Annotated in this window: 29 protein-coding genes; 12 read left to right on the forward strand and 17 right to left on the reverse strand. The window is 68.8% G+C overall.

The annotated features are described in order from the left end of the window. Positions 1-49 precede the first annotated feature (49 nt). Complete coding sequence (locus tag G6N64_RS30655; RefSeq protein ID WP_308206653.1) at positions 50-211, forward strand: hypothetical protein; 162 nt, start codon at positions 50-52, stop codon at positions 209-211. 34 nt (positions 212-245) lie between these two features. On the opposite strand, the gene G6N64_RS25915 is transcribed toward G6N64_RS30655, so the two are convergent. From G6N64_RS25915 to G6N64_RS25930, 4 genes are all read right to left on the reverse strand, one after another. After that, positions 246-1013, reverse strand: a complete 768-nt coding sequence (locus G6N64_RS25915; protein WP_246230805.1) for a glutaminyl-peptide cyclotransferase — start codon at positions 1011-1013, stop codon at positions 246-248. Positions 1014-1047: 34 nt separating this feature from the next. After that, entirely contained in the window at positions 1048-1470 is a 423-nt protein-coding gene (locus G6N64_RS25920; protein ID WP_163800667.1) for a nitroreductase family deazaflavin-dependent oxidoreductase, read from the reverse strand. Between the two features lie 28 nt (positions 1471-1498). Beyond that, positions 1499-2830: an alkaline phosphatase gene (locus G6N64_RS25925; RefSeq protein ID WP_163800668.1), complete on the reverse strand. Its 1332-nt coding sequence runs from the start codon at positions 2828-2830 to the stop codon at positions 1499-1501. A 74-nt stretch (positions 2831-2904) separates the two neighbouring features. After that, complete coding sequence (locus G6N64_RS25930) at positions 2905-3786, reverse strand: LLM class flavin-dependent oxidoreductase (protein WP_163802126.1); 882 nt, start codon at positions 3784-3786, stop codon at positions 2905-2907. A 48-nt stretch (positions 3787-3834) separates the two neighbouring features. Here G6N64_RS25930 and G6N64_RS25935 point away from each other — a divergent pair, with 48 nt between their 5' ends. Then, on the forward strand, positions 3835-5526 hold the full coding sequence (locus G6N64_RS25935; protein WP_246230806.1) for an HNH endonuclease signature motif containing protein: 1692 nt from the start codon (positions 3835-3837) through the stop codon (positions 5524-5526). 8 nt (positions 5527-5534) lie between these two features. On the opposite strand, the gene G6N64_RS25940 is transcribed toward G6N64_RS25935, so the two are convergent. Both G6N64_RS25940 and G6N64_RS25945 read right to left on the reverse strand, forming a co-directional pair. Continuing rightward, positions 5535-5951 (reverse strand): DoxX family protein, encoded by a 417-nt coding sequence (locus G6N64_RS25940; protein ID WP_163800669.1) that lies wholly within the window; start codon positions 5949-5951, stop codon positions 5535-5537. A gap of 62 nt (positions 5952-6013) precedes the next feature. Further along, a complete protein-coding gene (locus G6N64_RS25945) occupies positions 6014-6448 on the reverse strand; it encodes a TetR/AcrR family transcriptional regulator (protein ID WP_246230807.1) in 435 nt (144 codons plus the stop codon). Positions 6449-6505: 57 nt separating this feature from the next. Here G6N64_RS25945 and G6N64_RS25950 point away from each other — a divergent pair, with 57 nt between their 5' ends. The 7 genes from G6N64_RS25950 to G6N64_RS25980 all read left to right on the forward strand — a co-directional run bounded on the left by G6N64_RS25950 (position 6506) and on the right by G6N64_RS25980 (position 12681). Further along, positions 6506-6988 carry a darcynin family protein gene (locus G6N64_RS25950; protein ID WP_163800671.1) on the forward strand — a complete coding sequence of 161 codons (483 nt, stop codon included), beginning with the start codon at positions 6506-6508 and terminating at the stop codon, positions 6986-6988. 116 nt (positions 6989-7104) lie between these two features. Beyond that, positions 7105-7386, forward strand: a complete 282-nt coding sequence (locus G6N64_RS25955) for a cupin domain-containing protein (protein ID WP_163800672.1) — start codon at positions 7105-7107, stop codon at positions 7384-7386. Between the two features lie 63 nt (positions 7387-7449). Next, the gene (locus G6N64_RS25960; RefSeq protein ID WP_163800673.1) at positions 7450-8760 is read left to right on the forward strand and encodes a sensor histidine kinase; all 1311 of its coding nucleotides are present in this window, start codon (positions 7450-7452) and stop codon (positions 8758-8760) included. Then, positions 8748-9392, forward strand: a complete 645-nt coding sequence (locus G6N64_RS25965) for a response regulator transcription factor (protein WP_163800674.1) — start codon at positions 8748-8750, stop codon at positions 9390-9392. Before G6N64_RS25960 ends, G6N64_RS25965 begins: the two co-directional genes overlap by 13 nt. 18 nt (positions 9393-9410) lie before the next feature. After that, on the forward strand, positions 9411-10313 hold the full coding sequence (locus G6N64_RS25970; protein ID WP_163800675.1) for a DUF4097 family beta strand repeat-containing protein: 903 nt from the start codon (positions 9411-9413) through the stop codon (positions 10311-10313). 86 nt (positions 10314-10399) lie between these two features. Further along, positions 10400-11164, forward strand: a complete 765-nt coding sequence (locus tag G6N64_RS25975) for a response regulator transcription factor (protein ID WP_409370805.1) — start codon at positions 10400-10402, stop codon at positions 11162-11164. Next, positions 11161-12681, forward strand: coding sequence for a sensor histidine kinase (locus tag G6N64_RS25980; protein WP_163800676.1), 1521 nt, complete (start codon positions 11161-11163; stop codon positions 12679-12681). The genes G6N64_RS25975 and G6N64_RS25980 overlap by 4 nt, the downstream gene beginning before the upstream one ends. Before the next feature lie 12 nt (positions 12682-12693). Here the strand turns inward: G6N64_RS25980 and G6N64_RS25985 are convergent, their stop codons facing one another. Beyond that, entirely contained in the window at positions 12694-13164 is a 471-nt protein-coding gene (locus G6N64_RS25985; protein WP_163802129.1) for an Rrf2 family transcriptional regulator, read from the reverse strand. A 93-nt stretch (positions 13165-13257) separates the two neighbouring features. Between G6N64_RS25985 and G6N64_RS25990 the strand changes: the two genes are divergently transcribed. Then, positions 13258-14085, forward strand: a complete 828-nt coding sequence (locus G6N64_RS25990; RefSeq protein ID WP_197748304.1) for a nitrilase-related carbon-nitrogen hydrolase — start codon at positions 13258-13260, stop codon at positions 14083-14085. On the opposite strand, the gene G6N64_RS25995 is transcribed toward G6N64_RS25990, so the two are convergent. The 6 genes from G6N64_RS25995 to cysD all read right to left on the reverse strand — a co-directional run bounded on the left by G6N64_RS25995 (position 14074) and on the right by cysD (position 19653). Then, a complete protein-coding gene (locus G6N64_RS25995; RefSeq protein ID WP_174266885.1) occupies positions 14074-14733 on the reverse strand; it encodes a pyridoxamine 5'-phosphate oxidase family protein in 660 nt (219 codons plus the stop codon). The genes G6N64_RS25990 and G6N64_RS25995 overlap by 12 nt on opposite strands. Further along, a complete protein-coding gene (locus tag G6N64_RS26000; RefSeq protein ID WP_163800678.1) occupies positions 14733-15329 on the reverse strand; it encodes a cysteine hydrolase family protein in 597 nt (198 codons plus the stop codon). The genes G6N64_RS25995 and G6N64_RS26000 overlap by 1 nt, the downstream gene beginning before the upstream one ends. A gap of 45 nt (positions 15330-15374) precedes the next feature. Further along, positions 15375-16040 carry a hypothetical protein gene (locus tag G6N64_RS26005; RefSeq protein WP_163800679.1) on the reverse strand — a complete coding sequence of 222 codons (666 nt, stop codon included), beginning with the start codon at positions 16038-16040 and terminating at the stop codon, positions 15375-15377. Positions 16041-16133: 93 nt separating this feature from the next. Beyond that, positions 16134-16880, reverse strand: coding sequence for a 3'(2'),5'-bisphosphate nucleotidase CysQ (locus tag G6N64_RS26010; RefSeq protein WP_163800680.1), 747 nt, complete (start codon positions 16878-16880; stop codon positions 16134-16136). Next, entirely contained in the window at positions 16877-18727 is a 1851-nt protein-coding gene (cysN, locus tag G6N64_RS26015; protein ID WP_163800681.1) for a sulfate adenylyltransferase subunit CysN, read from the reverse strand. Before cysN ends, G6N64_RS26010 begins: the two co-directional genes overlap by 4 nt. Continuing rightward, a complete protein-coding gene (gene cysD / locus G6N64_RS26020) occupies positions 18727-19653 on the reverse strand; it encodes a sulfate adenylyltransferase subunit CysD (protein ID WP_163800682.1) in 927 nt (308 codons plus the stop codon). Before cysD ends, cysN begins: the two co-directional genes overlap by 1 nt. A gap of 170 nt (positions 19654-19823) precedes the next feature. Between cysD and G6N64_RS26025 the strand changes: the two genes are divergently transcribed. After that, complete coding sequence (locus G6N64_RS26025) at positions 19824-20105, forward strand: hypothetical protein (protein WP_163800683.1); 282 nt, start codon at positions 19824-19826, stop codon at positions 20103-20105. 13 nt (positions 20106-20118) lie between these two features. On the opposite strand, the gene G6N64_RS26030 is transcribed toward G6N64_RS26025, so the two are convergent. Genes G6N64_RS26030 through G6N64_RS26045 form a run of 4 tightly spaced genes read right to left on the reverse strand, consistent with a single transcriptional unit; the run spans position 20119 to position 24055 of the window. Continuing rightward, a complete protein-coding gene (locus G6N64_RS26030; RefSeq protein WP_163800684.1) occupies positions 20119-21153 on the reverse strand; it encodes an NAD(P)-dependent alcohol dehydrogenase in 1035 nt (344 codons plus the stop codon). Beyond that, positions 21150-22427, reverse strand: coding sequence for a cytochrome P450 (locus G6N64_RS26035; RefSeq protein ID WP_163800685.1), 1278 nt, complete (start codon positions 22425-22427; stop codon positions 21150-21152). Before G6N64_RS26035 ends, G6N64_RS26030 begins: the two co-directional genes overlap by 4 nt. 12 nt (positions 22428-22439) lie before the next feature. Further along, entirely contained in the window at positions 22440-23843 is a 1404-nt protein-coding gene (locus tag G6N64_RS26040; RefSeq protein WP_163800686.1) for an NAD(P)/FAD-dependent oxidoreductase, read from the reverse strand. After that, the gene (locus G6N64_RS26045; protein ID WP_163800687.1) at positions 23840-24055 is read right to left on the reverse strand and encodes a ferredoxin; all 216 of its coding nucleotides are present in this window, start codon (positions 24053-24055) and stop codon (positions 23840-23842) included. Before G6N64_RS26045 ends, G6N64_RS26040 begins: the two co-directional genes overlap by 4 nt. A gap of 290 nt (positions 24056-24345) precedes the next feature. Between G6N64_RS26045 and G6N64_RS26050 the strand changes: the two genes are divergently transcribed. After that, positions 24346-26358 (forward strand): FUSC family protein, encoded by a 2013-nt coding sequence (locus G6N64_RS26050; RefSeq protein ID WP_163800688.1) that lies wholly within the window; start codon positions 24346-24348, stop codon positions 26356-26358. The last annotated feature ends 35 nt before the right edge of the window (positions 26359-26393 follow it).

The following is a 26393-nucleotide window of genomic DNA, read 5'->3' on the forward strand; positions in this document are numbered from 1 at the left end:
GACGGAAAGCAAAACCCCGGCCCTGGTGTTTCAGGGCCGGGGTTTTGTTTTGAAACCCGACGGCCAGCTGGGACACGGCGGCACCATCCCCGACTCGACGACCGTCGTCGTCTACCTCCCGGACGCCGGCGCAACGCTGGTGGCGCTGGCCAACTCCGACGTCCCGGCCAAGCGTGCCGCAGCGAGATCGCGACGGCCATCACCTCGGTAGCGACGCAGGACCACGTCTACCAACCCGGCCGGCCTCACGCCGGGATGCGCACCCGGACGCTCTCCGGCCATTCCTTCCCCGAGATCAAGTAGTCCTCGCCGCCGATGTGCGCGATGCTGCTGACGACCTGACGGGCGTTGCGCGTCCCGAACCGCCACAGCGAAGACGTGTCCAACACTGTGTTCACCGCGCCCGTCGCGGGGTCGATCCGCACGAACTCGTCCTTCGGCCATGCCGCGGCCCACACCTGGCCGTCGACGCACTCGAGTTCGTCCAGACCGCTGAGCGGGCGCCCGTCGAGGGTGACGTCGACGACGCCGGTTCGGGCCATCGTGTCGGGGTCGTGGAAGTACAACCGGTCGGTGCCGTCGCTCACGACCAGTCGGGACCCGTCGGAACACAGCCCCCAGCCCTGCCCCGCGATCGGCACCTCCCGGATCGGCGTGAACGTCGCCCTGTCCCATTCGATGGCGACGGGGTTGTCGTAGACGAGCTGCCAGATCCGATCACCGACGACGGCGATGCCCTCCCCGAAGTAGGTCGGCGGCAGATCCGCCGCGCGCAGGATGCGGCCGGTGGCCGGATCGACCTGCTGGAGCTGTGACCTACCGACCTCCCCCGTCGCCTCGTAGAGCACGGGACCGTCGAATACGAGACCCTCGCTGTAGGAGGCGGTGTCGTGCGGGATGGTCCCGAGGACCGTCGGTCGAAGCGTTCGCACCGGATCGGCGCCGGCGGGCGCCGACGTCCACAGGGCGACGAAGAGGACCGAAACGAAGAAGAACGGCAGCCGTGAAGTCACGACTGCCGTTCTACAGGTTCGGTGAGGACGAGGCTCACTCGATGATGAACACCGGGATCTGGCGATCCGTCTTCGTCTGATACTCGGCGTACGGCGGGTACGCCTCGACTGCCAGCTTCCACCAGTGTTCGCGCTCTTCGCCCTCGATCTCGCGGGCGGTGCCGTCGAAGACCTTCTCGCCGTCCTGGACGCTCACGGCGGGGTTGGCCTTGACGTTGAAGTACCAGCTGGGGTGCTTCGGATCGCCGCCCTTGGACGCGACCATCGCGTACTTGCCGTTCTCCTCGACGCGCATCAGCGGGACGTAGCGCTTCTTGCCGGACTGCGCGCCCGTCGTCGTGAAGAGCACGATCGGGCGGTCGAGGACCTCGACGCCGTCGGTAGTGCCCTGCGCGAGGATGCGCTCGGTCTGCTCACGTACCCAGTCGGTGGGGCTCAGCTCAGCTTCGTTACTCACGGTTCCGACAACACCCTTCTCATCTGATTTATTCCCGATTCTCAGGAGTACCGTCCCACAACTCCGTGACGACGTCGTGCACGTACGTATTGGGATGCACGCCGGTGAATCGTTCGGCGGATGGTCCGGCTGCCGTCACCGGGACCATCGTGCCGGTGTGTTCGGCAGTGGTCCAGTCGACCTTGAACCGGCGGTCGGTGCCCTTGATGGTGAACGGTCCGCTGCGCTTGGGCACGCCGCCGTCGGGCAGCGGCATGTTCTCGGGGACCTTCGCCCAGTAGGGCACCGGATCGTCGGCCACCTGGTCGCTGTTCGGCTCGGGTTCGCCGTCGTCACTGAGGTTCTCGATCGTCATGCCGCCCGTCTCGTGATCCGCGGTCACGATGAGGAGCACGTTCGGATGGTCCTTCTGGTACTCCGTGATGACCTGGACCATCGCGTTGACCGATTCGCCGGCGAGCATCATGTTCTGCGCGTCGTGTTCGTGGCCGGCGGAGTCCAGGTCGTCACTCTCGACGACCAGGAAGAAGCCCTTGTCATTGGCGCCGAGGATGTCCAGGGCCTTGGCGACGAGCCGCTCGGGGGCGACGTAGTGCGGATCCCGGGTGTAGTCGTAACCATCGATCTCGGTGGACCGCCGCTTGGCGCTGTCCTGCACGAGCGCGAGCGCCTTCGGACCAGAGAGGCCGTCGAACGTGGTCTGGTCGAAGGCGTACTGGTAGCCCGCGTCGCGAGCGCGGGCGACGAGGTCGGTGTCTCCCTCGCTCGCGTCGTCCTCGCCTTCGTCGGGGATCTTGCCCGGGTCGTCGGCCGGATACCAGTACTTCTCGCCGCCGCCGAAGAGCACGTCGACACCGCGGTCGAGGTACCCCTTCGCGATGTCCACCTTGAGGTCTCGATCGGGGACCGGTGCGCCGAACGCGGCCAGGGTGGCGTTGGTGACGTCGTGGTCGTCGACCAGGCCGGTCGACATCCCGCGTTCCTTGGCGACGTCCAGCAGTGTCGGGACGGACTCGCCGTTGGGGCCGAGGCCGGTGGTGCCGTTCGGGACCTTCTGACCGATCGCCCACGCCGTCGCTCCGGCCGCGGAATCGGTGACCGCGTATTCGGGGTCGCCGGGAATGGTGTCGAGGAAGCCCGCGTAGGGCAACGCGTCCATCGGCTGACGCTCGTCGAGGCCGTACAGGTAGTACTGCAGCGCGGTGCGCTGCTGCGGTCCCATGCCGTCACCGCTCAGGATGATGACGCTCGGGCCGGCGGCCTCGGCAGTCGACGACGTGTCGCTGCATCCGCCGAGGATCAGTACGCCCGCGGAGGTCAGAGCAGTGGTGACGAGCGCGGTACGTCTGTGTGGGGACATGGCGGAACCATGTCAAGATCACCGGTCCGGGCGGCGGCGTCGACGTGAACGGTGCGCCAATACCTGCTTATCCGTCAGCGGAAGTCGGCGACCGCATCCGCGACGCGCCGCAACTGGTCGACGTCCGAACTCGTCGGAATCAGGTGCACCTCGTCGGCGCCGATCTCCTCGAAGCGTCGTAGGACGGTGCGCAGGTCGTCCTCGTCACCCGCCCAGCCGGTGGTCGGAGCCATCGCGTCGACGAACTCCGCCGGGATCCAGTTCATGTAGCGCCGCAGGTGCCGGTGCACCTGCGCACGGGCTGCGTCGTCGTCGCCGACCGCGAACCAGAAGGACGTGGCGAGGTGCGGAGCGGGCTTGTCTGCCTCGGCCCACGCGGTCCGCGCGACGTCGAACAGTTCGCTCTCCCGGTCGACGTTCAGATCGAGGGTGGTGCCGGCGAGACCGTCGGCCCACCCGGCGGCACTGCGAATGGTCTTGGGACCGATGGTTCCTACGAGCAGGCGCGGTCCCGCAGTCTGCACGGGGGGCGGCCCGACCGGCAGTACCGAGTCGGTGGTCTTCTCCCCCGCCCACACGCGGTTCATGACCGCGACGCGCTCGGCCATCCCGCGCATCGTCTGGGAGGCGGTGTCAGCGCCCACGGACTGGTAGTCCTCGTGCCGGCCGCCGACGCCGAAGCCGACCGTCAGGCGCCCGCCGCTGAGCATGTCGCCGGTCGCCAGCGCCTTCGCGAGCATCACGGGATCGTGCAGCTGCGGGACGATCACCGTCGTCACCAGCCGCACCCGCTCCGTCCACGCCGACAGCGCGCCCAGCAGTGTCAGCGTCTCGGGGTTGTCGAAACAGATGCGCTCACCCCAGCACAGCGACGAGAACGGGCCGTCGTCGATCGCCGTGGCCCACGTCTTGAGCGTCGCCGCGTCCAGGTGGGGCTCCATCACCGGCATCGTCATCCCGATCTGCACACCGGGATTCTGGCATGCGACCTGTGTCGGGCTCGGGTGATTGCCAACGGGCACGTACATTTCGGCACCGACGAAGATGGCCCCCGTCGCGCCATTCATCCCCAGTTCGAGATTCATCCACAGATGGTCCGGCGGCTCTGTGAGGCGGCCGCCGACGTCCATACGATCGAAAGCGTGTTCGAAGAATTCGTCGCCAGCGCCGCCTCGTGTAACTCGGTGGCCGCTTGGGCCCGGGTGGAGTCCGCCGCGTCCGCCCGCCGGCTCGCCGCCATGGTCGCGATCCTCGACCGGCGCTACGCCGAGAACGGCTCGGCCCAGCGCGAGCAGTGGTGCATGGACAACTGGGGTGCGGTCGCGGCGGAGATCGGCGCCGAGCAGAACATCACGACCGGCGCCGCGGCCTACCAGCTGTCCATCGCGGTGGGGCTGCGGGACCGGCTGCCGAAGGTCGCGGCGTTGTTCTTCGACGGTGCGGTGTCGTTCAGATTGGTCGCGACGATCGTCAACCGCACGGTGCTGGTCACCGACCGCGACGCCCAGGCGGCCGTTGACGCCGATCTCGCAAAGGGGCTCGTCGACTGGACACCGATGTCGGAGGACAGAGCAGCCGTCACCATCGACAGCATCGTCGCCGAGCACGACCCGCACGCCGTGCGACGTACTCAGACCAAGGCTCGGGGCCGGTCGGTCGGGGTCGATCTCGACGACAACGGGGCCGGGTTGGCCACGTTGTGGGCCACACTGTTCGCTCACGACGCCCGGGCATTCGATGCCCACCTGGACGCCTTGGCCGAGACGGTGTGTTCCGCAGACCCACGGACGAACGATCAACGACGCTCGGACGCCGTCGGCGCGATCGCCGTCGGAGCCGAACGGTTGGCGTGCCTATGTGCCGACGACGACTGTCCTGCAGGGAAATCCGATCCCGTCGGGAATGGAGCCGTGGTGTACGTCGTGGTCAACGATGACACCCTCGACGACCAGTCCGAGGCCGCTACCGCTCAGGACGCCGCACTCGACGGCGAGCAGCCACCTCGGTTCGACCGCCCGGTATTGGAGATGACGCTCGCGGAGATCCGCGCGACGCCGCGCCCTGCGCCGTCGCCGGCCACCCGTCCAGGCATGCTTCTCGGCGGACCGTTCGTTCCCGGGGCGATCGCCCGGCGCGCAGCGCTCAACGCCAAGGTGCGCAGGGTCTTCCATCCCGGTGACAGCCCGCCCGAACCGCGCTATGTGCCGTCACGCCGACTGGCCGAATTCGTCCGGTGCCGCGATCTCACGTGCCGGTTCCCCGGCTGCGACGAGCCGGCCACCAACTGCGACCTGGACCATTCCATCGCCTGGGCCGACGGTGGGTCGACGTGTGCGTCGAACCTCAGGAGCCTGTGCCGCCGACACCACCTGCTCAAGACTTTCCGGGGCGGGCCGCACGGGTGGCGGGACAGACAGCTTCCCGACGGCACGATCGAGTGGACGTCGCCAAACGGACGGGTTCAAATCACCGAACCCGGCAGCCGTCTGCTGTTCCCCCGGCTGTGCGAACCCACGCGCCCCGTCGAGGCAGCTGCCCCACGACCGCCCGAGTCGAGCACGGTCACGTTGGGTCTGAACATGCCGCGTCGGAGGAGAACCCGCGCCGAAGATCGCGCTCGTCGCATCCTCGAGGAGCGACGCGAGAACGAGGAAGAAGCCGTGCTCCAGGCCGCACTCGTGGCACGGGCCTTTTGACGTTGCCCTCAGCCCGCCAGACCCGCGACCCGCAGCAGTTCGGGACGGCGCAGCACCAGCCCGACCCACATCAGGACGCCGAAGTACACGGCGAACAGCGTCGTGCTGAGAAGCGGTGCCTCGATGCGCATGTTGGCGGTGACGGCGCCACCCAGGTAGGCGGTGATCCCCAGCGCACCGAGAACCGCCGTCCGCGGGATCGCGAAGACGACGACGCAGACGGCGAGGACGACGCCCATGACGAGCGCCTGATCGCCCGGAAAGCCCAGTGTCACCAGGCCTTCCGTCACCTGCGCCGGTCGCATCAGCTTGCCGACGGCGTCGAACACCAGGAATGCGCCGACGAGCACGCTGATGCCCACGCCCACCTTCTGTGCAGTGCGTTGTGCAGTGGTGCGCGTGCGGACGGAGGTGTCGGTGCTCATGGCTGCTCCTTGGCGAAAGAGGATCGGTCACCGGGACAGACCGCGGTGCTCGTGGAAACTCATCACCGGGTTCCGAGAACCGAGTCGATGAGCAGGTGCGCACTGCGGTCCGTCCTCGCTCGTTCCCCGGTGATGAACCTGTCGACGGCGATTCCTCGCAGCCCACTGACGATCGCAGTCGCTCGTGCGCTCGCGTCGTCCTCGTTCTGCCCACCGCGGCGCAGCGCCTCGGACAAGGGCTCGATCCATCGCGAGACGGACGTGCGCGCGAACTCGCCGTACTGGTCCGACCGCGTCAACGCCAGCGTCATGACCTCCAGGAGAACTCGTACCCGCGGCTGTTGCGGACCTCCCTGGCTCAACTCGTGCCAGATCGCGTGTGCCAGGCTGCGGATGTCACCACCGTGGTCGGCGACGAGTGCCTCGACATTCGGACGTGCCAATTCGAGAACCCGTTCGATCAGAACGTCCTTGCTGCCGAAATAGTGAATCAGCATGCGATCGCTCGTGCCCAGTGCAGCAGCCATGGGCCGTAGGGACGCACCGACCAACCCATGCGACGCGAAGTACAGGAGACATTTCTCGACGAGTTCGGTTCGGCGTGTTTCATCGACGGGACGCGGCACACGTTGAATGTAGCAGTCGCTTCACTTATGTTGGTTCGTATGAGTCAAAGATCTCGACCGGAAAGCGCGGCTCAGCCGCTGGTCTGCGTGATGCACCTGACTGCCTTGCCCTCATGGCTGTCGATGTCGCGGGTTCAGCGACAGTCGTTCGTTGCCGATCACGTCGAACCATTGCTGCGACATCACCCCGGGGTCTCGGTGCGATGGATCGACGTCGAGGCCTTCTCGTCCGACTGCTCGGACGTCCTGCTCGCCGACGCCGCGGACCTTCGCTCCTGGAACACGTTCGTGGAGGCCCTTCGCGATACCGAGGTCTTCGCACGGCCGCTGTTTCGGCTCGAGCTACTCAACGTCGGAATAGAGGACGGCTACCTCGACTACGACCGCTCGACATCAGTGGGTTGCCGGTGACCGAGTTCCCGGGGCACTCCGGGATCTCCCCCGCCGAGGCAGATTTCGTCTGGCACACGACGAACTCCGATGGAACTCGGTCTGCGACATTGGCCGGCAGCCGAGAGCCCGGGCGCATGTTCACCTACGCGTTCTTCGTCCCCGCCGGCGTCTGGGACCCACCCCACCACCATTGCGCCGACGTCCATCTGATCGTCCTCAGCGGTGAACTTCGCCTGGGCATCGGCGAGGAGTTCACCCCCTCGGCAGCGGAGACGTTCCCGAGTGGCAGGTTTCTTCACGTTCCTGCGGGCCGCGCTCACTTCGATGGCGCCGAGGTCGACACCGTGCTGATCGGCACTGCGGTCGGACCCTGGTCCACCGAGTACGTCTCTTCCGCCTGGGCCGAGGGGGGATAACCCCCAGCGAGGTGTCGGGCAATCGCGGTGTTTCCGAGCCACCGAGGTCCCTAGGTTGAAGGCATGGTTGCAGTCACCACGCCCCTCGCCCCCGTCGCCGAGCCGGCGCGTGCGACCCCCGACCGGGACCGCCGGCGCATCGGACTGGTGCCGTCGGCATCGATGGTCACCGGCGCCGCGATCGGCGTCGTATGGTTCTGGATTCCCCTGCTGGTCCTCGTCGTCGGCGTCTCGTCCATCCCCTCGATCATCGGATTCGCCGTTGCGACCGTGGTATTCGTGTACCTGATCCGCGGCGTCGACCGGGTGGAGCGGCTGCGCAGTGAGGCCGTCTTCGGCTTCGGGATCCCCGTGCCGCCGCGAAGGGTCACGCCGTTCGACGGGTTCAAGGGTTGGGCACACCAACTCTGGCTCGACGTCACCAGTGCGTGGTTCTGGAAGGCCGCGGCACACCACTACCTGCGCATGGTCTACGACATCCTCGCCACGGGCATCGCCCTCGCGCTGGTGGTGTTCGCATTCGTCGGCCCGGCCGTCGCCACGGCGATCAACGGCAGCGACGATGCGGCGGGGTTGGAGTTCCTGTCGCCACCGCTCGCATGGCTGCTCGCCGTGGTGGCCCTCGCGGCGGCCGTCGCGATCGTCGCCGTCGCGCCGGCGGTCGACGCGTCGATCGACCGTTGGCTGCTGCCACCCTCGCCCACCGCGGCGTTGCAGCACGAGGTCAGCGCACTCGCCGACGCTCGGCAGGGCGCGGTGTCGTCGGCCCATACCGAACGCCATCGCATCGAACGGGACCTGCACGACGGCGTCCAACCGCGTCTCGTCTCGCTGGCGATGACGATCGGGCTGGCGCAGACGAAGTTCGACACCGATCCGGATCAGGCGCGCAGCCTCATCGGCGAAGCCCAGGACGAGGTACGCAGCGCTCTCGTCGAGCTGCGAAACGTCGTGCGAGGCATCGCTCCGACGATCCTGGCCGACCGTGGCCTCGATGCCGCGCTGTCGGCCGTGGCGCAGCGGACCACCACCTCGGGCATCCCCACGACGCTCAACGTCCACCTTCCCCGGCGGCTGCCGGACGAGGTGGAGTCCGTCGCGTACTTCGTCGTCGCGGAGGCCCTCACCAACGTCGCCAAGCACGCACGCGCCGGCCAGGCCGTCGTGACCGTGCGTCTCGACGAATCGACCGACACGCTCTACGTCTCGGTGTTCGACGACGGCGTGGGTGGTGCCGAGGCGCCGGCGGGCGAGGACGCCACCGGCTTACGCGGTCTCGGCGACCGCGTTCGCGCGGCCCGCGGGACGTTCGCGGTGTCCAGTCCCGCCACCGGTCCGACGGTCGTGACGGCGGTGCTGCCATGCGCATCGTGATCGCCGAGGACTCGGCGCTGCTGCGGGCCGGCATCGAACGGATCCTCACCGACTCCGGGCACGACGTCGTCGCCGGTGTCGCCGACGCCACCAATCTGCTGAACATCGTCAACGAACTTCATCCCGACCTGGCGATCGTCGACGTCCGCATGCCTCCGACGTTCACCGACGAGGGCATCCGCGCCGCCGCCCTGCTCCGCAGCCAGAACCCGGAGTCGCCGGTGCTGGTGCTGTCCCACTACGTCGAGGAGCGCTACGCCGCCGACCTCATCGCCTCGGATACCCGGGGCTTTGGCTACCTCCTCAAGGACCGGGTGGCCGACGTGCCCGCGTTCCTCGACGCCGTCGACGTGGTCGGTGGCGGCGGCACGGTGCTCGATCCGGAAGTGGTGTCGCAGATCCTCGTCCGGTCGCGGCAACGCTCGGCGCTCGACGGGCTCACCCCGCGGGAGGCCGAGGTCCTGCAGTTGATGGCCGAGGGGCGGACGAACTCGGCCATCGCCACCGCACTGCACGTGTCCGTCGGATCGGCCGAGAAGCACATCGCCTCGATCTTCACCAAGCTCGACCTGACCCCCGACGAGAGCGAGAACCGCCGCGTCCTCGCCGTCCTGCGCCATCTCGAATCCTGAACGCCGAAAGGGCTTCCCGTGACCACCATCGCTCCCCCGCCGGTACCGCCCACCAACCCGCCTCCCGCGCTGACCGCGGGCGGACGCACGGCAATCCGCTCGTTCCTCGTCATCGCCGCTGCCCTCGTGATCGTCGGCTCGGCGGTCGCGCTCGGCGTGACGGCGTGGGGGCTCAGCACCTTTCGCGTGGTCGCCGACGAGAAGCCGCTGCCCGGCGACATCCGCTCGCTGGTGATCGACGCCCGCGACGTGCCCGCCGCGATCCGACTGACGACCGACGGCGACGCGACCGAGCCGCGCGTCTCGATGCGGCTGGTCAACTCGGCACGGGCCGGTGACCAGACCCTGGACGTGCGCCGCACCGGCGGCGACACCGTCGTGACGGTCAGCGGCGCGCGGCCGGAGTTCCTCGACTGGGGGCGGGCCGGCGAGATCACCGTGACACTGCCGCCGGACGTGGCGCGCCGGCTGTCGGTGACGACCCGACAGGACACCGGCGTGCTGTTCGCCGACGCCGACGTCGACGTCCTGACTGCGTCCAACGAGGACGGCGCGGTGATGCTGAGTGGCTCCGCACGACGGATCGACGTCCGCACAACCGACGCGGACGTCGTTGCCCGTGAACCGCTCTCGGTGCGCGAGTCGTTCGTGGTCGACGCCGTCGACGGCGACGTGACCGCCGACTTCACCGGTGCCCCGCCCCGCACCGTCGCGGTGACCACGGAGACCGGTGACGTCGCACTCCGACTGCCGGAACCGGGTCCGTACCTGATCCGCGCCTCCGGTGAGTCCACGCGGGTGCGGGTGCCCGAGACCGACGATGCCGGGCGCGCGGCCGCCGAGGTCACGGTTCGGTCGGTCGATGGCGACACGACGATCGACCACCTCGGCTCGGATCGGATGGAACGACCGCACCGCTAGTCGAACAGTTTGACCTGCGCACATGTGAACCGTCTATGAATCGGGTCGCGCGCAGCGGCCCGATCGGCAGAATGTTCCCCATGACGATGCAGCAGCAGGTCAGGGGTGCGCCACCGCGGCAGGCCGTGCTGGGTCAGCTGCCGCGGATGTACCGACCCGACGGGTCGCCGATCCGGACCCTGCTCGTCGACGACGAGCGAGCGCTGACCAACCTGGTGCAGATGGCGCTGAAGTTCGAGGGGTGGGAGGTCGACGTCGCCCACGACGCGGCGGAGGCGGTCGACAAGTACCAGGCCAACACTCCCGACGTCGTCGTCCTCGACATCATGCTGCCCGACATGGACGGGCTGGGCGTCCTGGAGCGACTCCGCGAGTCGGGCACCTACGTGCCGATCCTGTTCCTCACCGCCCGCGACTCGGTGCGTGACCGCGTCAACGGGCTGACCGCGGGCGGCGACGACTACATGACCAAGCCGTTCAGCCTCGAGGAACTCGTGGCGAGGCTCCGTGGACTGCTGCGTCGCTCGGCTTACCTCACCCCCGAGGACGGCGAAGTGCTCACCGTCGGCGACCTCGTCCTCGACGCCGCAAATCGCACCGTCACCCGCGGCGGGGTCGACGTCGCACTGACGTCCACCGAGTTCGAGTTCCTCCGGTTCCTGATGCGCAACCAGCGGCGTGCGGTCACCCGGCAGGAGATCCTCGAGCGGGTGTGGAACTACGACTTCGGCGGGAAGTCCAGCATCGTCGACCTGTACGTCTCCTATCTGCGCAAGAAGGTCGACTCGGGGCACTCGCCGATGATCCACACCGTGCGCGGCGTCGGCTACGCGTTGCGGCCCGTCGAATGAGCGTCCGGCAGGCGCGCGGATGGCGCACCTGGCCGCTGCGCAAGCAACTCGTGGTGGGCGTCTCCGCCGTCGTGACCACCGTGCTGATGACCGTCGGGACGATGTCGGTGCTGACGCTGCGCGCATCGGTCACCGGGATCGTCGACACCCAATTGAACTCCGCCGCCGAGGGGTTCAGCCAGTCGGTGACCAAGTACCGCGCCTCCCCGCTGCCCACCGGCGCGATGCCGTCGTCTGATGCGATGAAGCCGCTGACCTACCTGATCGGTCAGGCGCCGGGCAACATCGTCGTCCTGATGCGTGACGGCCAGGTCGTGGACACCGCGATGTTCGGCGACGGCGACGCCACGGCCGCGCCACCGTCGGCGGTGCGCGAACTCACCGAGCGCGCGGGCACGCTCGACGAGTCGGTGAACCTGTGGCTGCCCGACCTCGGCAAGTACCGGCTGACCAGTCGGCCGGCCGGACCCGGCGAGGTACTGCTGACGGCGGCCTCACTGCGGCAGGCCAGCGCGGCGGCCACGCGGGAGACCATCGTCGTCGCGATCCTCACCGCACTGGCGCTGATCGTCACCGCCGCAGGCACTCTCGCGATCGTCCGGGTGGCATTGCGTCCGCTGGGCAGAGTCGCCTCGACCGCCGCGGAGGTCGCCGAGACGCCCCTGAACCGCGACCGGTACGCCATCACACCCCGCGTGCCCGAGGGTGACACCGATGCCCGCACCGAGGTGGGTCTGGTGGGCGACACCCTGAACCGCCTGCTGGACAACGTCGAACGTGCCCTGACGGAGGTCTCGGCGTCGGACCGCAGGATGCGTCAGTTCATCACCGACGCCAGCCATGAACTACGTACGCCGCTCGCCGCCATCCAGGGCTACGCGGAACTCACCCGCCAGGACAGCTCCGTCCTGCCCGAGACCACCGAGTACTCGCTGGCGCGGATCGAGGCCGAGGCGGCCCGGATGAACGCACTCGTCTCGGATCTGCTGCTGCTCGCGCGGTTGGACGAGGGGCAGGACTTCGAGACCACCGACGTCGACGTGGCCGACCTCGTCGTCAACGCCGTCAACGACGTCGCGGTGTCGGCACCCGATCACGGTTGGACCATCGAGGTACCCGACCACCCGGTGTGGGCACGCGGTGACCGCGCGAAACTGCATCAGGCCGTGACGAATCTGCTGTCCAACGCTCGCGACCACACCCCCGAGGGCACCGCGGTCGTCGCCCACCTCGAGGCAGGCACCGCGATCACGCTGACGGTGCGCGACGACGGACCCGGCATCGAACGGGAGCTGCTGCCGCACCTGTTCGAACGGTTCGTCCGCGCCGACAAGGCCCGGATGCGCCAGTCGGGCAACTCGGGGCTCGGCCTGGCGATCGCCCAGTCGATCGTCGAGGCGCACGGCGGCACGATCGTGGCCGAGTCGGCCGACGGGCGAACGACGTTCACCATCGAACTGCCGGCGGCGACGACGTCGGTCTCCCCCGAACTCGACCTGGCCGTGGCGGTCCGCTAGCCGTTCCGCCGCTCAGCCGTGGCCACGTTCGGACTCCTGGTCGATGTACTCGCCGGCGAGGGTCGCGACATGGCCGGGCAGGTCGCCGGACGCGACGTCGGCGAGGCTGGTCTCCTCCAGCACCGAGCGCATGCTCGCCCGCAGCGCCCGCCACACGTCGGTCAGCGACGCCGTGGGTCCCGAGTACGGCAGGTCACCCAGGCCGATGTCGCGGACGCTGGCCAGCGGCCCGTCGATGCAGCGCAACACGTCGGCGATGCTGACGTCCGCGGCGGGCCGGGCCAGTTCATAGCCGCCGTCGCGGCCGCGGTGGCTGCGCACCAGGCGGTCGGTGCGCAGATCGCTGAGGATGTCGACCAGGAACTGCGCGGGAATGCCCTGCGCCTTGGCGAGGTCGTCGGTCTTGACCAGCACTCCCTCGTCGACCGTGGCCAGCTGGACCATCGCCCGAACGGCATATTCCGCCTTCGCCGACATCCGCATGTCTGCAGATTGTGCCATCGAGGGACGGGCACATCGGGGATGCGTTGGGGGCGAGCGCCAGCGACGGGAGGAAAAATGCGCCACCATCGAGGGATGACGACTCGTGTGACGTGCTGCCAGGTGCCGCTGCGCATCGGCGACACCTCGGGCAATCGGACCACCGCACGCACCGCGATCGAGCACGCCGCCGCCGACGGCGCCCAGATCGTGGTGCTGCCCGAGCTGGTGACGTCGGGCTACGTGTTCGCCGACCGAGCCGAACTCGAATCGCTCGCCGAGACCCGCGACGGACCCAGCATCACCGAGTGGGGCAACCTCGCGGAGTCGTTCGGCCTGACGATCGTCGCGGGCTTCCCCGAGGACGCCGGCGAGAAGGTCTACAACAGCGCGGTCGTCGTCGACCCCAGCGGCGTACGCGGCGTCTACCGCAAGACACACCTGTGGGACACGGAGAACGCCGTCTTCGACCGCTCGGACGATCTGCCGCTGCTGGTGGACACCGAGCACGGCCGCATCGGCGTGCTGGTCTGTTACGACGTCGAGTTCCCCGAGTGGGTGCGCGCCGTCGCGCTCGACGGCGCCGACCTGCTGTGTGCGCCGGTGAACTGGCCGCTGCTGCCGCGCCCCGAGGGCGAGCGTCCCACGGAGATGGTGCGCGTACTCGCGAACGCCGGCACCAACCGCATGCCGATCGCCGTGTGCGACCGCGTCGGCGTGGAGCGCGGGCAGGACTGGACCGGAGGGACCATCATCACCGACGCCGACGGTTATCCGGCCGCGCTCGGCCAGTACGGCCACCCGGGCAACGTCACCGCCGACCTCGACCTGACGCAGTCTCGGATCAAGCGGTTCAACGAGAACAACGACGTCCACGGTGACCGCCGGACCGATCTGTACCGCCGTACGCCGCTACTCGACTGAGGGACCACTCAGGGCGCGCACCGAGGCGGGCAGCGGAATGCCCGGCCTCAGGTCGGGCGCGGCCTGCGGTGCGCCGTAGCCGATCGACATGGGCACCACGCCGGCCCAGGCGTCGCCCGCGACGTCCTCGTCGGGATCCTCGGGCCAGCCGGCGCTGACCTTGAGCGACCAGTTGTCCTCGGCGATGGGCATTCTCAGGGCCAGCGTGGCCGCGATCTCCTTGCGCGTGCTGGGCCGGAGTTCGGCGACCCGGCCCGGAATGAAGGAGTCGGTCAGCGCGTCGAGATAGGCGACCTTGTCGTCGTCGGCCACCTGCTCGAATACCCCGAACAGTGTCGCGCTGCGGTAGCGGAACGACGACTCGAAGCCGCTGCGCGCCACCATGACTCCGTCCAGCGCCGTCACCGAAACCGCGGCGGGTGCGCTCCCGGCCAGTGCCCGCATCCACGGCGATCCGGTCGAGCCGTGGATGACGACGTGGTCGTCGATGCGGGTGAAGCCGGTCGGGAACACCACCGGGTGGCCGTCGCGGACCAGCGCGACGGTCGCCAGTGGGGTGGCCGCGAGCAGCTCGTCGAGGGCGGCCCGCGACGTCGACTGCTTCTCGGCGAGCCGGGACACCTCGGTGGAGGGACGCGTCACGGTCATCAGCCCGGGATCGCCGCGGCGTCGGGAACGACGACGGCGAACATGTCGGCCAGCCCTGCGAGGCTCGCCGCATGCAGCGTCGCCGCGGGCACGGGCGTGCCGTCGACACCGGGCAGGCTGCGCGTCGCAGTCGCCGCGGCCACCACCGTCGGCGAGTACCCGCCGTTGAACGCGCCGCGCGCCGTGGAGTTCACGCACATGTGCGTCATGAACCCGGTCAGGATCAGGTTCTGTGCGCCGACCGCCTTCAGGCGCTCGTCGAAGTCGGTGTGTACGAACGAGTTCGGATACTGCTTGACCACCACGGGCTCGCCCTCGCGTGGCGCGACGAGCGGCACGATCGCGCCGCTCTCGCCCTCGACGTCGTACAGCGAGCCGGGTCCGTCGCTGTGCTGGACGTGGATGATCGGCACACCGGCGGACCGGGCCCGGTCCAGCAGTGCGGCCACCTCGTCGAGCGCGGCGCCGACGCCTTCGAGTTCCATGACGCCCCGGGTGTAGGTGTTCTGGCAGTCGATGAGTACCAGCGTCGAGTCGGCCAGCGGCGCGGGTGTCAGGGGAAGCTCGGCCAGCGCACGCAACGTGGGATTGGTCATGGCGTCAGGCTAGTGCGACGCGCCCCCACGATGTGCGCGGACTGCCTAGGCGGCGACCAGCGTCACGGCGGGCCGCGACACCTGCCAGCGTTCGCACCCCTCGCGCAGGGCGTCGTCGACGGCCGCGGCGATGACCGTCAGCTGCTCGGCCCCGCCGGTCAGCCAGGGCTCACTGGATCCGCCTCTGAGCACGATCCGCCGCACCGGCGACCCGCAGGTCTTCAGCAGCGCCGCCCGGCAGAGCAGTCGCTCGGCCTCGGCCGACCACTCGACGGCGCCCTGGGAGGCGTCGACGTCGGCGTGCAATCCGATGACGCGCAGCCGGCGGTCGCCGAGCACCAGCGGGGAGCGAGCGTCGAGGTAGAGGTACCTGGTGCGCTGGGCGCAGCGGGACAGGCTCGCGATGTGCTGGGAGGTGTCGACGACGAAGCGGGTCAGCCCCAGGTTGACCGCCCGTCTGATCGAGTCGGTCACCGGGCCGCATCGGAACACCAGCTGGTTCGGGCGGATCCCGCGGGACAGCACTCGGGCGAGATGGTCGTCGGCGTCGACGGTGACGGTCAACCCGTGCTCGCGCACCCACCGGGTCACCGCCGCATCGACCAGAGCCGCCGCGGGCACGCCGCAGCCGGCGCCGGTGATGACGCCGCGGACGACCCTGATCGAGTCGAGTAGTGGCGGAGAGTCGTTCGTGACGAGTGCGGTGTGCATGTCATCAGGACTACGCCTGGCGCCGACCGTCAGCGCGCATCCATACGGGCCCATGACGCCGTCACGGCCGATGTTGACGCCGTCTTGACGCCCCTAGGCTCGCGTCGTGACGGCGAGCACCGCGTCGGTGAACTCGGGCCGGCAGACGATCAGGTCGGGCAGCGACACGTCTGACTGGTTGTAGCGCAACGGCGATCCATCGAGGCGCGAGGTGAACAGCCCTGCGGCGCGGGCCACCGCGACGGGCGCCGCGGAGTCCCACTCGTACTGCCCGCCCGCATGGACGTACACGTCGGACACGCCCTGCACGACGGACGCGACCTTCGCTCCCGCGGAACCCATCTCGACGAGGGTGCCGCCGAGCGCCTCCCTCACGGCGAGGGCGACGGCGGGCGGCCGGGTCCGCGACACCACGATGCGCGGCACGTCGGGGGCGGCGGGGGGCGGCGCGACGTCCGGGGTGGCGAGCGTGACGCCCTGGGCGGGAAGGGCCACCGCACCGGCGACGAGTTCGCCGGACTGCCACAGAGCCACGTGTACCGCCCAGTCCTCGCGTCCCAGTTCGGAGAACTCCCGGGTGCCGTCGAGGGGGTCGACGATCCACACCCGGTCGGCGGTCAGCCGCCTCGAGTTGGCGCGCTCCTCCTCCGTGGCCTCCTCGGACAGCACCGCGTCGTCGGGACGCTCGGATGCCAGTGCCCGCATCAGGAAGTCGTGCGCCCGCTTGTCGCCCGCTGCCTTTCGCTCGGCGGCATCGGCGTCGGCGAATTCGCGGCGCACCTGCAGCAGGAGGGCACCCGCCTCGGTGGCGAGGCGCGCTGCCACCTCGTGGTCGGTCACGCGTGGGCCTTGAGCATGTCGATCACGCTATCCGCCAACTCGTCGGGCGTGGGCCCGGGCACTAGGCGCAGATCGGGGTGCTTGGGCCGCTGATAGGGGCTGTCGATCCCGGTGAAGTGGGTGATCTCGCCGGCCCTGGCCTTGGCGTACAGCCCCTTGGGATCCCGCGCCTCACAGTCGTCGAGCGGGGTGTCCATGAACACCTCGAAGAACCCAAACCCCTGATCGGAGTGCACCTTCCGCGCCAGCTCGCGATGCTCCTCCAGCGGGCTGATCGCGGGCACCAGCACCGTGAGTCCCGAGTCGGCCATCAGCGTCGCGATGTGCGCCAGGCGGCGCAGGTTCTCCGCCCGGTCGGACATCGAGAAGCCGAGGTCGGCGTTGAGTCCGTGCCGCAGGTTGTCGCCATCGAGGACGTAGGCGGGACAGCCGTTGGCGAGCAGCTTCTGCTCGACCAGCACCGCCACCGACGACTTGCCGGAACCCGAGAGACCGGTGAACCACACCGTGCGGCCCCTGGACAGCCGGTCGTCGGTGCGCACCAGCGACTGGTGGCGCACGGTGTTCGGCGTCGCCGACCGGTTCGCCACCGGCGTCGTGTCGCGCACCATGCCCGCGGCGATCGTGCCGTTGGTGTCGGGATCGATCAGGATGAACGACCCCGTGGCGGCGTTGCGGGCGTACTCGTCGAGCAGCAGGGGCACCTGGGTGCGCAGCGTGATCCGGCCTAGTTCGTTGAGCTTCAGCGCCGTTGCGCTCTTGTCGCGGTGCAGCGTGTTGACGTCGAGGCGGTAGTCGAGGGCGACGACCTTCGCCCGCGTGGTGCGGGTCGTGTGCTTGATCAGGTAGTCGCGGCCGGGCTCGAGCGCGGCGGCGTCGGCCATCCAGCACACCATCGCGTCGAACTCCTGCGTGACGTGCGGCCTGTTGTTGTCCCGCGCGATCATGTCGCCGCGCGACACGTCGACGTCGTCGGCGAGGCTGATCGACACCGCCATCGGCGGGAATGCCTCGGCGACGGGCCCGGTGGGGCCCTCGATCGCGGTGATGCGGCTGGTCTTTCCCGACGGCAGCACGGCGATCTCGTCACCGGGACGCAGCACGCCGCTCGCGACGGTGCCGGCGTAACTGCGATGGTCGGCGTGCTCGCGGGTCTGCGGGCGGATCACGTACTGCACCGGGAAGCGCACGTCGATCAGGTTGCGATCGCCGGCGACGTACACCTCCTCGAGGTGGCTCAGCAGCGCGGGGCCGTCGTACCAGGGCGTGGCATCGGACTTGGTGACGACGTTGTCGCCGTTGAGCGCCGACAGCGGGATCGACGTGACGTCGTGGACGTCGAGTCGGGCGGCGAACTCGTGGAACTCGTCGCGGATCTTCTCGAAGCGCTCCTGCGACCAGTCGACGAGGTCCATCTTGTTCACGGCGAGAACGATATGCTGAATCCCCAACAGCGACGCCAGGAATGCGTGCCGGCGGGACTGTTCCAGCAGGCCGTGGCGGGCGTCGACGAGCACGATCGCCAGCTGCGCGGTCGACGTGCCCGTGACCATGTTGCGGGTGTACTGGATGTGCCCCGGGGTGTCGGCGATGATGAACTTGCGCTTGGACGTGGCGAAGTAGCGGTACGCGACGTCGATCGTGATGCCCTGTTCGCGCTCGGCACGTAGGCCGTCGGTCACCAGGGCGAGGTCGGTGTAGTCGTTGCCCCGTTCCTTGGAGGTCCGCTCGACGGCGGCGAGCTGGTCCTCCATGACGGCCTTGGAGTCGTAGAGCAGCCGGCCGATCAGCGTCGACTTGCCGTCGTCGACCGACCCTGCGGTCGCGATACGCAACAATGTCGCCATCAGAAGTAGCCCTCTCGCTTGCGATCTTCCATGCCTGCCTCGGAGATCCGGTCGTCGGCACGCGTGGCGCCGCGTTCGGTGAGCCGCGAGATCGCCGTCTCGGCAATCACCTCGGCGACGGTGGCCGCCTTCGATTCGACACAGCCCGTACAGGTCACGTCGCCGACGGTGCGGAACCGAACGGTCTTCTCGACGATCGGCTCGTCCTTGCGGGGGTGCAGGAACTCGTGCACGGCGAGCAGCATGCCGTCGCGCTCGAACACCTTGCGCTGGTGCGCGTAGTAGATGGACGGCAGCGTGATCTTCTCCGCGCCGATGTAGGACCAGATGTCGAACTCGGTCCAGTTCGAGATCGGGAAGGCGCGGATGTGCTCGCCCTTGTGGTGGCGACCGTTGTAGAGGTTCCACAGCTCGGGGCGCTGCGCCTTCGGGTCCCACTGCCCGAACTCGTCGCGGAAGCTGAACACGCGCTCCTTGGCGCGGGCCTTCTCCTCGTCGCGGCGGGCACCGCCGAACGCGGCGTCGAACGTGTTCTCGCGGATCGCCCTCAGCAGCGTGAACGTCTGCATCGGGTTGCGCGACGGGATCGTCTCGACGACGCGGCCCGCGTCGATGTCGTCCTGCACCTTGGCGACGACGAGGCGCACGCCGCTCTCGGCGACCAGCTGGTCACGGACTGCGAGTACCTCGTCGAAGTTGTGCCCGGTGTCGACGTGCATGACCGGGAACGGCAGTCGGCCGGGCTGGAAGGCCTTGATCGCCAGGTGCAGCATGACGATCGAGTCCTTGCCGCCGGAGAACAGCAGCACGGGCTTCTCGAACTCGGCGGCGACCTCGCGGATGATGTGGATGGCCTCGGCCTCGAGCGAGCGCAGGTGGCTCAGCTCGTACTTGCCGGCCGGCTGATCGAGTTCGGCTGTCGTCATGACTTCCTCTTTAAGTTGGTAGAGTTAGCCAGAATTACAATCATGACCAGGAATGTACGACGGCGCGGGGGCGGGTGTCAACGGGTGGGTCGTCGAAGGTGGTGACACCCGTCGCCGGCAGGTCATAGAATGGCGGCAGCGAGGTCGGGGGACGACCTAAGGGGCCATCGATGTCAGCCGTCGCACAACGACTCGGAATATTGGGTGCGGCTGCTCTGGTGCCGCTCGCCTTCACCGTGCTGGTGTCTCCGGCTACGGGCCACGCCGCGGAGTGCGGCGCGGGGACGGTGTTCGACGCACCGTCCAACTCGTGCGTCGCAGCTGCATTGCCACCGCCTCCTCCCCCACCACCGCCGCCCCCGCCGCCCCCGTGGAACGGCGACCCCACGCCCTACTTCTCGATCGGCGTCTGTGCGCCCATCCCGTTCGTGGCGCTCTGCACGGGAATCTGAACGGGCGACGTCGTCAGCCGTGCGGCGTGATGACTGCGCGCCCGCGGATCTTGCCGTGATGCAGGAGTTCGTAGGCGTGCGCCGCCTGGTCGAGCGAGAAGTGTTCGACCTTCATCTCGATCTTGCCGCTCCGGGCGAGGCTGATGACCTCGATCAGCTCGGGGATGCTGCCCCAGAAGGGCGCCGCCACCGAGCATTCGAGCGCGGGGCCGTGGAAGCTCACCGGGAGCGAGGCGTTGCCGAGCCCGACGATCGTGAGATGGCCGAGCACCCTCGACACCTCGGCAGCCATGGCCAGCGTCGGCGCAATGCCGACCAGGTCGAGGACGAGTTCGGCGCCGAGACCGCCGGTGATGTCCCTGATTCGTCGCACGGCGTCCTCGCCCGACACCAGTGCCACGTCGGCACCCATGCTCGTCGCGATCTCGAGCTTGTCCGCCGACGTGTCGACCGCGACGACGGTGGTCGCGTCGCACAGCGCCCTCAGCACCTGGATGGCCATCTGACCCAGCCCGCCAGCGCCGATGACGACGGCGGTAGAACCTGGCCCCAGCAGATGCGCGGAGCGCTTCACCGCGTGATAGCTCGTCAGACCCGCGTCCGTCAGAGGTGCTGCGTCGCGCGGATCCAGATCGCCCAACGGGATCAGGAATCGCGTCGACGGCACGAGGAGGTACTCGGCCATCCCACCGTCGTTGCCACCCAGCCCGCCGGGGCTCGGCCTTCCTGGCGTCTGGCAGTAGTTCTCCATCCCACGGCGACAGTTCATGCACAGCCCGCAACCCCACGGGCCATAGACGACGACCGCGTCACCACGCGCGAAACCCGTCGTGCCCGAACCCATCTCCTCCACCCAGCCGGCATTCTCGTGGCCCAGGGTGAACGGCAGCGCCATGGGTCCCGCGGGAGCCTCCAGCAGGTGGAGATCCGAATGGCAGGCCCCTGCACCGCCGACCTTGATCAACACCTCCCCTGGGCCGGGCTCGGGAATCGGCACCTCCCGGAGTTCGCCCGGCCGTTGCCATTCGACGAACTGAAACGCCTTCACGAGGGGTCGGCGATGCCGTCGAACTCCACCTCGAGGTGCAACGGCCCGCGGAACACTTGGTTCACCCGGTAGGGCGGTGGGTCGACCACCAGACGAGGATTCTCGACACGGCGCAGGAAGGTCTCCAGCGCGATGTTGACCTCGAGGCGTGCGAGTGGGCCGCCCACGCAGCTGTGCACGCCGCGACCCCAGCCCACATGCTGGTTGTCCGGGCGTCGTACGTCGAACCTCTCCGGGTCGGGGAACCGTTCGGGATCGCGGTTGGCGGCCCCGTACAGCAGATGCACCGCAGACCCCGCGGGGATGACGGTCCCCCCGACCTCCACGTCGGCGGTGACGCTGCGACTGGGGAAGAACTGAACGGCCGACTGCAGTCGCAGCACCTCCTCGATGGCCTTGGGGATCAGCTCCGGCTTCTCCCGCAGCAGGTCGATCGATTCCGGATTGCGCAGCAGCATCAGGACGCAGTGCGCAATGGTGTTCACCGTCGAGTCGTGCCCGGCGATCAGCAGCAGCATCGCATTGGCGGACGCCTCCGCCGGCGTCATCGGCCCATCGGGTCCGTCGTGGTCGTTCACCAGCTTGGACAGCACGTTGTCCTGCGGCGCGGTCAGGAAGCTCTCGATCAACTCGGCCAGATATCGGGTGAGTGCCTGGATGCTCGCCTGGCCCTTGGCCCTACGCGCCTGCCCCTCCTCGGTGGCGGCGTCCGGACCCAGGTCCATTCCCGCCATGAAGTCGAAGATCCAGCCGTGGAACGTGGGTTCGTCCTGGAGTGGGACCCCCAGGATCTGACAGATCACCGCGACCGGAACGGGATAGGCATAGTCGTCGACGACGTCGAACACGTTGCCGCCCTTGGCCGCGATCCCGTTCAGCGACTCGTCACACAGCGACTGGATGCCCGCTGCCATGGCGGGGATGACGTTCGGCGAGTGCGGTGGGGCGAAGTGCCGCATGACCTGTCGGCGCTGTCTGTCGTGCTTGGCCGGGTCGGACACGATCAGGCTCGGCTCCTTGCCGTACGCCGACATGTGGTCCGCACCGACGTCCGCCGGAGCGGCCGGCTGCGCCGAGATCGGGCTCCTGCTGAGGTCGGAACTGACACGGGGGTCGTGGGCGAGTTGCAACAGTTCCCGGTACCCGGTGACCACGTAGACCCGGTCGGCCACCTGCACCACGGGCGTCTCGCGCAGTTCGTCGAAGAACCGGTAGGGATCGTGCCGGTTCTCGTACTTCATCGCCTCGGTCCAGGCGGTCGCAGCAGTGGTCATCTCTGGTCCGTCCTAACGGGCTCTGGCGCGGAACTCGGCGCCTCTGGAGGTTGGGTCGTGGCCGGTGAGCACGACGTCGGGGATGCCGGTGGGCGCACGCGGATCCCCGAATCGGGCGGACATCACCTCTGCGTTCGTCGGCTGGTCGTACCCCGGCGGCGGGGGCGGGAAGGGCGCCGACTGCTCGATGAGGCGCGCGTAGTACTCCAACCACTTGCCGTGGTTGAAGGTGAGGGCTCCGACGATCCGGCCGTTCTTGCCGAACGCGGCAGCGAAGCGGAGATCCTCGACCGACCCCTGCGTGAAGACGATCTCGTCGCCGAACGAGCACACGCCGACGCCCTTGATGTTGACGCCGAACTGGCCGGACCAGAACTGCGGCAACGGAAGATGCGGACGGCGCCCCTTCTCCAGGTTGACCATGTTGTGCGCGGCGGTCCTCGCGCCCAACACGGCGGCATCGACGTGTTCGATTGCCATGAACTGGTATTCGTAGAGGACGTGCGGGGCGCGTGCGACGTCGCCGGCCACGAAGATGTTGTCGGTGACGACGCCGTTCACGTCGAAGGCGCGGCATCCCGCGTCGCACGCGACTCCCCAGAACCCGCTGGCGAGTTCGGCGCCCTCGAGCCACTCGATGTTGCGAACCGAACCGAGCGATGCCACCACGACGTCGACGTCGAGCAGCGTGCCGTCCGAGAGTTGGGCCTGCCGGACGTGGCCGTCGGCGTCGCCCTTCAGCGCCTCCACCGCGACACCGGTCCGCAAGTCGACCCCGGCGTCGCGTTGCATCTTGGCGGCGATGTCGCCGATCACCCCGCCCAGGGGCCCGACGAGCGGGGCACTCGAGCGCTCGGCAACGGTCACGTCCAGTCCCAGATCCCGGCACACGGAGGCCATCTCGGACCCGATGAACCCCGCCCCGACGATGAGCACCCTCTTCGGGCGGGCCCTGAAGGCCTCCTGGATCTTGGCCGCATCCTCGCTGGTGCGCAGTGTGTACAGGCCATCGAGTGTGGCCTCCTCCGGATTGAACCACGCGCGGGACCGGACGCCGGTGGCGATGAGAAGCCGGTCGTAGGGCACCTTCTCGCCATTGGCCAGCAGGACTTCCCGATTGTCGCGGTCGAGGCCGGTCGCGGCCACACCCAGGCGCCAGTCGGCGTCGACGGCCCGCAGCCGGGGAAGCTTGGTGTTCCCGGCCGGCACCCAACCCTTCAGTACCTGTTTGGACAGCGGCGGGCGGTCGTACGGTTCGTGCGCTTCGTCGCCGATGATGGTGAGCGATCCGGTGAATCCCTCGTCCCGCAAAGCCTCGGCCGCACGTAGGCCGGTCAGGGACGCGCCGACGATGACGATCCTGCCCTCGGCCTTGAACGTCCGGACGATGTCGTCGATGAGCGCGTGGGTGCTCACGTCGTCGTCCGGTCCGACGGCGGATCCATCTCGGCGATGATGGCCTGCACCGGGCAGGACGCCACTGCCCTGGCGACCTGCTGTCGTTGAGACTCGGGCGGATTGGGGTCGTAGGCGAGCGCTTCCTCGCCGTTGAGTTGGAGCACGTCGGGCGCGAGGGGTACGCATTGCGCGTAGCCCAGGCAGCGGTTCAGGTCGATGACGATGCGCATGGTGAATCGGCTCCTTCTCGACCGTCGCCGAGGGCTGGTCAGCGCTGGGTCACTAGGGCTAGCCGTCGTGACGCTACGGGACGAATGACAGCGGCAGACCAAATTGACACGATTGCCCATTTAGCGAAAATCGCAGCTCACGAGTCGTTTGATCTTGAGACACCACAGGGCTGCATCAACCAGGTGTCGCGTCGGACCGGTCACACCGAACGCGACGACCGTGACGGGAGAACCCGATCGCTCCGACCACTCGTGTGTCGGCCCGCCTCGAGGTCCACGACCCGGGGCTGGTGCGAACGCGTCGTGGGCTGCGCGCCGTCTGCTCCATCGTCCTGGCCTGGGCGACGATGTTCGCGATCACGGTCTCGTGCGCCGTCGACGAGCCCCTTCGGATCACCCTGTTCGCCGCCGGTGCCGCCTTCGAGGGAGCGTTACTGGCACCCGACCCTCAGCCGAGGGACCGTGTTCGCACACTCTGCTGGGCCGTCGTGGTGTCTGCCGTGGCCGTGATCGCCTCGGTTGGGCTGTCGCTGTTCGCAACGTGGGCGCCTGCAGCGCTCCTCGTCGCGCTGATGTTCTGCTCGTACGCACTGCGGTCAGCGAGCAGTCGAGTTGCGAGCCTTGCCCTGATGGGCGCGATCACCGTGTACGTCTGCGGTGCGGGTCACATCACGGTCGGTCGAGTCGGGTGGTTCGTGCTCGCCGCAGCCGTCGGCTTCGCCTGGCTTGCGCTGTGGGAGGCGGTGATCCTTCCCGACGTCCCGCTGACGTCGCTGCGGCGGTCGGTGGGAGCCTTCTCACGGCGGGCCGGTGAGACCGTCGCGAACGTGGCCGGTGTCCTCGACGCCGTTCGGGCCGGCCGCGCACCCGACGTCGACGGGATGCACTCCAGCGTGACGCTCGCACGATCCTGTCGAGCTGCCGTCGAACGGCAGTTACCCGGGGTGCTCTTACGAGGCGCCGCTCATGGCGACGTGGAACGCCTGCGCGTGGAGCTGCACTCGGCGCTGATGGCGTTGGAGGACATGGCCCGTCGGAGTGCCGCGCCCGAGTGGGCACGAGCACTACCCGACGAGGTCGCACGACCCGCGATCACCGCCCTGCGAAGGTTGTCCAGGGCGCTGACGGAGGGGGTCGGCGACACATCCTGCGACGCCGGCGGGCAGGCCGCGGCCGTGCACAGCCGACTCGACTCGACGGTCATGCTCAACGTACAGGTGATCCTTCATGACGGCGACATCGTCGCCAGATCCATTGCCGACATGGCTGATTCGACGTCCGATCTGGTCGATGTCGGACCTGATCAGGCGGTTGCGACGCGGATCCCGACCGCGGCTCGAGGCGGGCACCGACGCGGCGCCTCGCCGACCATGACGCTGGCCGTTCAAGCCGTCCTCGCAGCAGTCGCGGCGGCCGCCCTGGCACTACTCGTCGGCAACGACCAGGTTCTCGTGGTGTCCTGGACCGCCTTCCTCGTCATCGCGGGCTCAGCCGGACTCTCGGCTCGGCGAGCAATGGTCCGCGTACCCGCGACCGTCGCGGGGGCGGTCGGCGGGGTGGCGCTCGCGGCCTCCGTTCCCAACACCATCGGCTGGGCCGTCGCGGTGGTGGCGGTCGGCGTGTTCTTCACGATCGTCACCGCGCCCACCTCCTACCCGTTGATGGTGTTCTGGATGAACATCGCGTTCGTCCCGCTGTTCGCCACCGCCGGTAGTTATCTCGACCTGGTCTGGGACAAGACGATGGCGGCACTCATCGGCGGATGTGTCGCCGCGGTCATCGCGTTCGTGGTCATGCCGATCAGGTCCGTCCTCGAGGTGCGTCCGGCGGTGCTGGTCTACCTCGCCGCGCTCGACCACGTCCTCGCCGAGCACGAATCGGGTAGCGAGCGCGACGTGTCCGCCGGCCAGGCCGCACTCGACGTCGCGCACGGCCGGGTCGTCGCCGCGGCCGCCGCGGCCGCGTCGGAGAACAATGTCTTCGCTCGGCCCGGGACGATCACGGTGCTGGAGGCGACGTGCGTCGACGCCGTCCAGGACGCGTATCTGCGGCTCGCTCCCCTGCTGGCCGATTCGGTGCATTCGCTACACGGTCGGACCGGCGAGCAACTCGCCGCCGGCCTCGACCGCCTTCGCGCTGCAGTCGGGACCGCGCAGGCCGCAGCGGAAGAAGGGGCGCAGCCGTATTCGAGGACGATGTCGTCGATTGGTCGCGGTGTCGAATCGTCGCCACTCGTCGAGGCACTGCGCGCTCGACTGCAAACCCTCGGCGACGTCCTCGCGGATCGAACGCCCGCGGCGTGATGGTGACGAACGGGCTCGCCTCGATGCGCCGCAGC

The organism is Mycolicibacterium sediminis, assembly GCF_010731735.1.
GTDB classification, from domain to species: domain Bacteria; phylum Actinomycetota; class Actinomycetes; order Mycobacteriales; family Mycobacteriaceae; genus Mycobacterium; species Mycobacterium sediminis.

Excerpts from the sequence above, each read along its gene's own strand:
- G6N64_RS25925 (WP_163800668.1), bottom strand. The coding sequence starts at position 2,830 with ATGTCCCCACACAGACGTACCGCGCTCGTCACCACTGCTCTGACCTCC.
- G6N64_RS25930 (WP_163802126.1), bottom strand. The coding sequence starts at position 3,786 with ATGACGATGCCGGTGATGGAGCCCCACCTGGACGCGGCGACGCTCAAG.
- G6N64_RS25940 (WP_163800669.1), bottom strand. The coding sequence starts at position 5,951 with ATGAGCACCGACACCTCCGTCCGCACGCGCACCACTGCACAACGCACT.
- G6N64_RS25945 (WP_246230807.1), bottom strand. The coding sequence starts at position 6,448 with ATGCTGATTCACTATTTCGGCAGCAAGGACGTTCTGATCGAACGGGTT.
- G6N64_RS25950 (WP_163800671.1), top strand. The coding sequence starts at position 6,506 with ATGCGACGCGAAGTACAGGAGACATTTCTCGACGAGTTCGGTTCGGCG.
- G6N64_RS25955 (WP_163800672.1), top strand. The coding sequence starts at position 7,105 with ATGTTCACCTACGCGTTCTTCGTCCCCGCCGGCGTCTGGGACCCACCC.
- G6N64_RS25960 (WP_163800673.1), top strand. The coding sequence starts at position 7,450 with ATGGTTGCAGTCACCACGCCCCTCGCCCCCGTCGCCGAGCCGGCGCGT.
- G6N64_RS25965 (WP_163800674.1), top strand. The coding sequence starts at position 8,748 with ATGCGCATCGTGATCGCCGAGGACTCGGCGCTGCTGCGGGCCGGCATC.
- G6N64_RS25975 (WP_409370805.1), top strand. The coding sequence starts at position 10,400 with ATGCAGCAGCAGGTCAGGGGTGCGCCACCGCGGCAGGCCGTGCTGGGT.
- G6N64_RS25980 (WP_163800676.1), top strand. The coding sequence starts at position 11,161 with ATGAGCGTCCGGCAGGCGCGCGGATGGCGCACCTGGCCGCTGCGCAAG.
- G6N64_RS25985 (WP_163802129.1), bottom strand. The coding sequence starts at position 13,164 with ATGCGGATGTCGGCGAAGGCGGAATATGCCGTTCGGGCGATGGTCCAG.
- G6N64_RS25990 (WP_197748304.1), top strand. The coding sequence starts at position 13,258 with ATGACGACTCGTGTGACGTGCTGCCAGGTGCCGCTGCGCATCGGCGAC.
- G6N64_RS25995 (WP_174266885.1), bottom strand. The coding sequence starts at position 14,733 with ATGACCGTGACGCGTCCCTCCACCGAGGTGTCCCGGCTCGCCGAGAAG.
- G6N64_RS26000 (WP_163800678.1), bottom strand. The coding sequence starts at position 15,329 with ATGACCAATCCCACGTTGCGTGCGCTGGCCGAGCTTCCCCTGACACCC.
- G6N64_RS26005 (WP_163800679.1), bottom strand. The coding sequence starts at position 16,040 with ATGCACACCGCACTCGTCACGAACGACTCTCCGCCACTACTCGACTCG.
- cysN (WP_163800681.1), bottom strand. The coding sequence starts at position 18,727 with ATGGCGACATTGTTGCGTATCGCGACCGCAGGGTCGGTCGACGACGGC.
- cysD (WP_163800682.1), bottom strand. The coding sequence starts at position 19,653 with ATGACGACAGCCGAACTCGATCAGCCGGCCGGCAAGTACGAGCTGAGC.
- G6N64_RS26025 (WP_163800683.1), top strand. The coding sequence starts at position 19,824 with ATGTCAGCCGTCGCACAACGACTCGGAATATTGGGTGCGGCTGCTCTG.
- G6N64_RS26035 (WP_163800685.1), bottom strand. The coding sequence starts at position 22,427 with ATGACCACTGCTGCGACCGCCTGGACCGAGGCGATGAAGTACGAGAAC.
- G6N64_RS26045 (WP_163800687.1), bottom strand. The coding sequence starts at position 24,055 with ATGCGCATCGTCATCGACCTGAACCGCTGCCTGGGCTACGCGCAATGC.